Annotated in this window: 4 protein-coding genes and 1 pseudogene; 4 read left to right on the top strand and 1 reads right to left on the bottom strand. The window is 73.1% G+C overall.

Annotated features, from left to right (window positions below; genetic code table 11):
* The first annotated feature begins 146 nt into the window (after nucleotides 1-146).
* Nucleotides 147-467 (top strand): DMT family transporter, encoded by a 321-nt coding sequence (locus J1C73_RS01175; protein WP_242643541.1) that lies wholly within the window; start codon nucleotides 147-149, stop codon nucleotides 465-467.
* Nucleotides 467-1,003, top strand: coding sequence for a TetR/AcrR family transcriptional regulator (locus tag J1C73_RS01170; protein ID WP_207314662.1), 537 nt, complete (start codon nucleotides 467-469; stop codon nucleotides 1,001-1,003). The genes J1C73_RS01175 and J1C73_RS01170 overlap by 1 nt, the downstream gene beginning before the upstream one ends.
* A gap of 79 nt (nucleotides 1,004-1,082) precedes the next feature.
* On the opposite strand, the gene J1C73_RS01165 is transcribed toward J1C73_RS01170, so the two are convergent.
* Complete coding sequence (locus J1C73_RS01165; RefSeq protein ID WP_207314661.1) at nucleotides 1,083-1,973, bottom strand: winged helix-turn-helix transcriptional regulator; 891 nt, start codon at nucleotides 1,971-1,973, stop codon at nucleotides 1,083-1,085.
* Nucleotides 1,974-2,077: 104 nt separating this feature from the next.
* Here J1C73_RS01165 and J1C73_RS01160 point away from each other — a divergent pair.
* Together J1C73_RS01160 and J1C73_RS01155 are read left to right on the top strand one after the other, a co-directional pair.
* A pseudogene (locus J1C73_RS01160) lies at nucleotides 2,078-3,242 on the top strand (MFS transporter).
* A gap of 9 nt (nucleotides 3,243-3,251) precedes the next feature.
* Nucleotides 3,252-3,504: hypothetical protein (locus J1C73_RS01155; protein ID WP_207314660.1), on the top strand; the 253-nt coding region annotated here is incomplete at its 3' end.

Below are 3,504 nucleotides of genomic sequence, written 5' to 3'. Positions count from 1 at the left end.
CCGTACGGCCCGCCGCCCCACCCTGCGTCCTGCGCCACTTCTGCTCCGTCTGTCAGCCGATCATGTACATGGACGGACCACGGTAGCGCCCCCGGTGCCCGGGTGACCCCGGGCCTTCGCCGCCATCGATGCGTACACTCGTACACATGGGATATGGACTGCTGGCCGCGGCCATCGCGGCGGAGGTGGCCGGGACGACCGCCATGAAGTACAGCGAGGGGTTCACCCGGCTCTGGCCCTCACTCGTCACCGTCGTCGGCTATCTGCTCGCCTTCTCGCTGCTCGCCCAGACCCTCAAGACCATGTCGATGGGCACCGCCTACGCGATCTGGGCCGGGATCGGCACCGCCGCCGTCGCCGTCATCGGGATACTGTTCATGGGGGAGTCCGGCAACCTGGTCAAGGTGGCGGGCGTCGTGCTGGTCATCGCCGGTGTGGTGGTCCTCAACCTGGGCGGTGCGCACTGATGGCGCGGCGGTACGACCCCGAGCGGCGCGCCCGGATCATCGACGCGGCGATCCGGGTGGTCGGCGCCAAGGGCATCGCCGGGCTCAGCCACCGCTCCGTCGCCGCCGAGGCCGATGTGCCGCTCGGTTCGACGACGTATCACTTCGCCTCACTGGACGAGCTGCTGATCGCCGCGCTCCGCCGGTCGAACGAGAACTTCGCCGGGCTCATGCGCGAGAGCCCGGCCCTCGCCGACCCGGCCGCCGACCTCGCGGCCGAACTCGCCCGGCTGCTCGGGGAGTTCTTCGGCGGTGGCCGCGGCCGGGCGGAGCTGGAGTACGAGCTCTACCTCGCCGCCCTGCGCAGGCCCGCGCTGCGGCCGGTCGCCGCCGAGTGGACCGACGACACGGCCGGGCTTCTCGCGGCACGCACCGGTCCGGCCACCGCGCGGGCACTGATCGCGCTGATGGACGGGATCTGCCTCCAGGTCCTGCTCACCGGCGGGGTCTACGACGAGGCGTACGCACGGGAGATGCTGGGTCGGATCGTCGGCTGAGCGCTCGCACCCGCGGTGGCCGGGCCCGCGTCCCCGAGGGTGCGCCCCGAGTCCTCCTGGCGCCTGAGGGCGCGTGGCCCTACGGCTCTGCTGTCCCCGCTGCCCGGACCACCGCCAGCGCCGCCCGCACGCTCTGTTCGATGTCCGTGATCGGGTACAGCGCCTCGCGGACCGTGCGGTCCCGGTCCACCACCAGCGTCAGCCGCTTCAGCCGGCTGATGCCCGCCGCCCGGAAGGTCGGCAGCCGCAGTGCCGCCGTCAGTTCCAGTCCGGCGTCCGACAGGAGCGGGAAGCGCAGCCGCTCCGCCTCCGCGAACGCCCGCTGCTCGTCCGGGCGCTGGGTGGAGACGCCGTGCACCGTCGCGCCCGCCGCGGTGAACTCGGCCAGCTGGTCGCGGTAGGTGCACGATTCGAGGGTGCAGCCCCGCGCGCCGGGGATACCGGCCCAGTCCGGCGGATAGGACTCCTGGCGGGCGTAGGCGCCGGGGAAGAAGTACAGGACGGTGTACGGGGTGGCCGCGGCGACCGGGTCGTGCTCGCCGCCGGTGTGGAACGGCAGGCTCAGCTCCGGCACCCGGGTGCCCACCAGCGCGTGCACCCGTGCGGCCTCGTGCGAGGACTCCTGTGCGGTCGCCATGGTCGTTCCGTCTCCCGTCACCCAGGCGTCGCCCCAGTCCTGGAGCGCGATCAGTACCGGCAGCAGGGCTCGGCCGCGCGGGGTCAGCCGGTACTCGTACCGGGCGGGCCGCTCCTGGTAGGGCTGCCGGGACAGCACATCCGCGTCGACCAGCAGCCGCAGCCGCTCGGCCAGGACCTTGCGGGACACGCCCAGTTCGTGCTGGAGCGCGTCGAAACGGTGCACCCCGCGCGCCGCGTCCCGCACGATCAGCAGGGTCCACCAGTCGCCGACCACGTCGAGCGCCTGGGCGATCGCGCAGTCGGCGTCGGCCAGGCTGGTGCGCTGGGGCATGGGGTTCCTCCGTCACGTCGGACGGCCATTCAACTGGATTGACCTGCGGAAAGCATGCTGCCATAGTCCGTTCCCAAAAGGAACTCGCTGGGAGGGTGTTCGGGATGGGGATGGTGCGGGGTGTGCCGCGCACGGTGCGGCTGCTGGCCCTCGGCGCGTTCTTCAACGGGGTGGTGAGCTTCACCTTCGTCTATCTCTTCGTCTACCTGATCGGCCAGCGCGGACTGTCCGTCGCCCAGGCCGGGGTGCTCAGCGGCATCGGCGGCGCCGGGCTGGTCGCGGGCAATTTCACGGGCGGCTGGTTCGGCGACCGGTACGGGCACCGCCGGATGCTGCTGCTCGGCGCCTGTGTGAGCGGGGCCGTGCTCGTCACGCGCCGCGAACTCCGCGCTCGTCGCGGTCTCCGTCCCCGAGGGCGGCCGGCGCCAGAGCTTCGCCCTCACCCGCTTCGCGGGCAACGGGGGCTTCGCCCTCGGACCGCCGCTCGGCGCGCTGATCGCCGCCCGCTTCTCGTACGACTGGCTCTTCGTCATCGACGGCGTCGGCACCCTGCTGTACGCCGGATACGCGGCACGCATCCTCCCCTCCCGGGGCACCGCGCACTCCCGGCCCGTGCGCGGCCCGGACGCCCCCGGGCTGTGGAGCGAACTGCGTGCCAGGCCCGCGGTACCGGTGCTCCTCGCCGCGATCGTCTGCGTCGACCTCGTCTACCGGCAGCAGTACTCGACCCTTCCCGTCTTCCTCGCCGACCACGGCCACGGCACCCAGTTCTACGGCTGGCTCATCGCCGTCAACGGCGGCGTCATCCTCTGTCTCGAACTCCCCGCCGCCCACGCGCTGCGCGACCGGGCGCCGCTCGGCATCGTGGGCATCGGACTGCTGCTGGTCGGGACCGGGTACGCGCTGCTGATCCCCGGCGCGGGGGCGCCGTTCGCCGTCATGATGATGCTCTCGCTGACCCTGGGCGAGATCCTCTACAAGACCCCGGCCACGGCCTACGTCGCCGACCAGGCGCCCGCCCATGCCCAGGGCCGCTTCCAGAGCCTGTACGCGGGCGCCTCCATCAGCGGACAGGTGCTGGCACCGCCCCTGGGCGGCGCCCTCTACACCACCGCGCCCGCGCTGCTCTGGCCCGCCTGTGCGGTGCTGGCCTGCGGCGCCGGAGCGGCCGTGCTCGCGGCCCGGCGGCTGCGTGAACCCGTAAGGCCCCTCCGGGCAACAGGAGCTGACACGCCCCGTACGGAGCTGAAGAAGGCGGAGACACCGTGACCGCAGGGCGTGCAGCCCGGCGCCCGAACCGGCACGGTGATCGAACTCGGCAGTGCCGCACCGGTGTTGCGGGACGCGGCCGTCGAGGTCGCGGACGATCCGGTGCCGACGCCGGAAGCGGGGCAGTGGGTCTCCATCAAGGACCCGGAGATCCGCGAGCAGGCGGACGGCCCGGGGGAGGAGCGCGGCGGCCCCCGGGAGACCGGGCGGTACGCGGGCAGCGGCTCACTGGACTCGCCGGCCGGGGGCGGCGCCGCCGTCA

This window comes from Streptomyces laculatispora (genome assembly GCF_017353455.1).
GTDB classification, from domain to species: domain Bacteria; phylum Actinomycetota; class Actinomycetes; order Streptomycetales; family Streptomycetaceae; genus Streptomyces; species Streptomyces laculatispora.
Note: the sequence above shows the minus strand (reverse complement) of the source record. Positions and strands in the feature narration are given on the sequence as shown.